This is a genomic window from Streptomyces sp. NPDC048411 (assembly GCF_040704695.1).
Lineage (GTDB): Bacteria > Actinomycetota > Actinomycetes > Streptomycetales > Streptomycetaceae > Streptomyces.
This window is the reverse complement of the sequence record NZ_JBEZKL010000265.1, coordinates 1-3659: the sequence shown is the minus strand read 5'-3', so window position 1 is coordinate 3659 and position 3659 is coordinate 1. Positions and strand designations below refer to the sequence as shown.

At 69.7% G+C, this 3659-nt stretch carries 4 protein-coding genes; 1 reads left to right on the top strand and 3 read right to left on the bottom strand.

Annotated elements, in window-relative coordinates:
* Positions 1–285: 285 nt before the first annotated feature.
* The 3 genes from AB0915_RS38600 to AB0915_RS38590 form a co-directional block, all read right to left on the bottom strand.
* Positions 286–510, bottom strand: coding sequence for a DUF6381 family protein (locus AB0915_RS38600; protein ID WP_366696003.1), 225 nt, complete (start codon positions 508–510; stop codon positions 286–288).
* 201 nt (positions 511–711) lie between these two features.
* Entirely contained in the window at positions 712–1158 is a 447-nt protein-coding gene (locus AB0915_RS38595; RefSeq protein WP_366696001.1) for a nitroreductase family deazaflavin-dependent oxidoreductase, read from the bottom strand.
* A 314-nt stretch (positions 1159–1472) separates the two neighbouring features.
* The gene (locus AB0915_RS38590; protein WP_366695999.1) at positions 1473–2231 is read right to left on the bottom strand and encodes a DeoR/GlpR family DNA-binding transcription regulator; all 759 of its coding nucleotides are present in this window, start codon (positions 2229–2231) and stop codon (positions 1473–1475) included.
* A gap of 74 nt (positions 2232–2305) precedes the next feature.
* On the opposite strand from AB0915_RS38590, the gene AB0915_RS38585 reads away from it, so the two are divergent.
* Positions 2306–3499 carry an MFS transporter gene (locus tag AB0915_RS38585; protein ID WP_366695997.1) on the top strand — a complete coding sequence of 398 codons (1194 nt, stop codon included), beginning with the start codon at positions 2306–2308 and terminating at the stop codon, positions 3497–3499.
* Positions 3500–3659 lie beyond the last annotated feature (160 nt).

Genomic DNA, 3659 nt, shown 5'->3' with positions numbered 1-3659 from the left:
CCGACAACGCAGCGAGCGTGCGTGCCAGACGCCGCCTGGCAGGCGGGACTTTCGAAACACGCCCTAGGCCTTGGCGCGGAAGCCCGGGTCGCGGACGAAGATCCAGAGGGTGCTCGCCTCTCTTCGCCAGCGCGCAACCCGTGCCGCGGCCGATCGTCAGCACCTTGTTCATTGTGTCGAGGTCGACGGCGACAGGCAGAGCGAGGGAAGTCCTTTTACCGGGCACGGATGGCCTCCCCTGCAGGTCGGGGGAGGCCATCGGTACCGCTGGATGCGAACGGTGCGTCACCGGGGCGGGAACTCGTCCCTCCGGCTGCCGGTACGGCGTCCGCGCTTGTCCTCGGCTGCGCGTCCGCCCTGCTGTATGGGCTCAAGCAGGCGCCGGACCTCGTCGTGCAGCCTGCGGCGTTCCTTGGGATCGCTCGTCTGCTCGGCACGCTCGTTCAGCTCACGGACCTTGTCCTGCATCTGCTGCGCACGACTGGCGGACTCGCCTGCAACGCTCATCATCGCTCCTGGGGACGGGAGGGGTTGGGGACACGTCGCAGCCAATCAGTGCCCTCTCACTACCGCACCCCGGAGGGTGACCGTGCGCAATCACAGCAGGTGGGTGGGTGTCCAGCATGGCGAACCAGAGCGGTACCTCGTCCGCGAGTGTCCCCTTGGTCCCGGGGGCCGGATACCCCGGATGGTGCCTCCTCCTGGCCGTGGTCAGTGGCTCTGGGCCGCAGGCTCCAGGACGAAGACGGGAATCTGCCGGTCGGTCTTCAGCTGGTAGTCCGCGTAGTCGGGAAACGCCTGGACCGCGCGCTCCCACCACATGGCCTTCTCCTCACCGGTGACCTCACGGGCGTTCATGTCCTGCCGGACCGGGCCGTCCTGGAGTTCCACCCGGGGGTCCGCCGTGATGTTGTGATACCAGACGGGGTGCCGGGGAGCGCCGCCCAGCGAGGCGACCACGGCGTACGTTCCGTCGTGCTCGACCCGCATCAGCGGTGTCTTGCGGATCTTGCCGCTCTTGGCTCCGCGCGTGGTCAGGATGATGACCGGCAGACCGCGCATCGTGGTCCCCTCCGTGCCGCCCGAGCTCTCGAACAGCTCAACCTGATCGCGGACCCACTGTGCAGGGCTCGGCTCGTACTCACCCTTGAGAGGCATGGACTCTGTCCCATCGTCGGCATACGGACATTCGGTCACGCGGACATCGGCGTGTCCCACTGCACCGAGAACTCTTTCATCATTCCGCCGTCGCGGGGGCGCGAACCGTACGCGTGTCACAGCGGCAGCCGGACCGGGGTCAGGGGTCGGGCGGTCTCAGGCGCAGCCGCGGCATGGCCTCGAATCCGGCCCCACCCAGGCCCTGCTCACCAGCAGGCTGGAGGAGTACCTCCACGCTCTTCGACCGCTACGGCTGAGTCGTCCCGGAGCGTGTGAAGGAGTGGCGTGCCCGTGCGGTTCAACTGACGTGCAGGTCATACCTGTCGCACGTGCACGCCCGCCGCAGCGAGTGCGGCGACCTCCGCCTCGGGTGCGGCCTCGTCCGTGACAACGGCGTGCAGTGCGGTGGCGGGCGCGACGAAAGCGAGGGCGGTACGGGAGAGCTTCGCGCCGTCCGTGACCGCGATGACACGGCGGGCCGATGCGATCGCGGTCCGCTTGACGGCGGCGTCGTCCAGGTCGTACGCGGTCAGGCCGTTCGCCGCGTTCAGTCCGCAGCAGCCGATGACCGCGGTGTCGAAACGCAAGGCGGCCAGCGATGCCTCGGTGAGCGGGCCGGTGAGCGCGAGCTCGCCCGCCCGGGGGCGGCCACCGGGCACCAGCAGCGTGAGGTCCGGCGCTCCGGTGAGTGCGTTCACCGCGTGCAGGGACAGTGGCATGACCGTCAGGCGGCGGTGCTCCAGTGCGCGGGCCACTTCCAGGCAAGTGGTGCCGCTGTCGAGGACGACGGACTCCCCGTCGGCGATCAGCCCGGCAACCTCGGAGGCGATGCGTCGCTTGGCCTCCAGCCCCTCCGTCGCCCGCAGCCCGAAGGGGGGTTCGTCGCCGCGCAGCAGCAGGCTCCTCGCTCCTCCGCGGTATCGCTCCAGAATCCCCTGCTCGGCCAGGGTCTCCAGGTCACGGCGGATGGTCATCTCCGACGCGCCGGTCAGGGCGGCCAGTTCCGCGACGCCGGCACTGCCCGCGTCGCGCACCGCCTCGGTGATCCGTCTCAGTCGATCTGCACTCGCCACATCAGCAATAGAACACCATCGATGTTCGCAACGCAATCTTTCGAACACCAATGATGTTGGATATGTTCATTGGCATGGAGAGATCGCTGCGGACCGGCCGTCTGGTCACGACCGCCTACTTCGCCCTGAACGGCTTCGTCCTGGGGATGTGGGTCGTCCACATCCCTGCTGTCGAGCGCCACGTGGGGATCAGTCATGCCGTGCTCGGCTGGCTGCTGCTGCTCCTCGGCGCGGGAGCCTTCGTGGGGATGCGGATCACGGGCCCACTCACTGATCGGTGGGGCGCCCGCATCGTCGTACCACTGGGCGCGGCTCTGTGCAGCGCGGCCGTGGTCCTTCCCGGCCTGGCCATGGACGCGTGGACGCTGGGAGCCGCACTCGCACTGCTCGGACTCGGCAACGGCTGTCTGGACGTCAGCATGAACGCCCACGCCATTCAGGTCGAGCGGGGCTATCGACGCCCCGTCATGTCCGCCTTCCACGCCACGTTCTCCATCGGCGGCGTCCTTGCCGCGCTGGTGGGCGCGCGCACGCTCAGCTGGGGCTGGAGCCCGGCGGTGACCCTCGGCTCGGTGGCCGCCCTCGGTCTCGCGGTCGCCGCACTCGCCGCCCGCGGGCTCCTGCCGGCCGAACACGCCCCCTCGCCTGCCGGGGAGGCTCCCGCCGGTGGGACACAACCGGTGCACCGGACACCCCGCCGCATCTGGGCGCTGGCCGCGCTCGCGCTGATGCTCATGCTCTGCGAAGGAGTGGCCAACGACTGGAGCACTCTGCATCTGCGGGACATCCTGAACGCCACCGCCGCCACCGCCGCTCTCGCGTACGGTGCGTTCTCGACCGCCATGACCATCGGCCGGCTGCTGACCGACCGAGTGGCCATGCGCTTCGGGCCCGTCGCCGTCCTCCGCTACGGGGCGGCCCTGGCCGCGGTCGGGCTGACGACGGCCACATTCTCCACCTGGATCCCACTGGCCCTGGTCGGCTGGGCCGTGTTCGGGGCCGGGCTGTCCGGCTGCATCCCCCAGCTCTTCAGCGCCGCGGGCCACGCCGACCCGAGCGCCGCCGGGACGAATGTCTCGCGTGTCGCCGGTCTGGGCTATCTCGGCATGCTGGCCGGCCCCGCTGTCATCGGACCGCTGACGCACTTCGTCCCGCTCAACCTGACCTTCCTGCTACCCCTGGGGTTCTGCGTCGTGGCGGCGTGCACAGCCGGAATACTCCGCTCGCCGCGCAACCCTCCGAGCCGTCTGGAGGCCGAGGCAGCATGACCGGCACGGACCGCAGGAGCTCCCTGTCCACCCGCGCCTCGCCACACCGCTCACGGACACGGTCATTCCCCCGGCCGTGACCCACGCGGTGGCCGGTGCACCGGCGCCTGCTCCAGAACGGTCAGCGAGTGCTCGTAGACGTCCTTGTGGCGGTGATGCT

Excerpts from the sequence above, each read along its gene's own strand:
- AB0915_RS38600 (WP_366696003.1), bottom strand. The coding sequence starts at position 510 with ATGATGAGCGTTGCAGGCGAGTCCGCCAGTCGTGCGCAGCAGATGCAG.
- AB0915_RS38595 (WP_366696001.1), bottom strand. The coding sequence starts at position 1,158 with ATGCCTCTCAAGGGTGAGTACGAGCCGAGCCCTGCACAGTGGGTCCGC.
- AB0915_RS38585 (WP_366695997.1), top strand. The coding sequence starts at position 2,306 with ATGGAGAGATCGCTGCGGACCGGCCGTCTGGTCACGACCGCCTACTTC.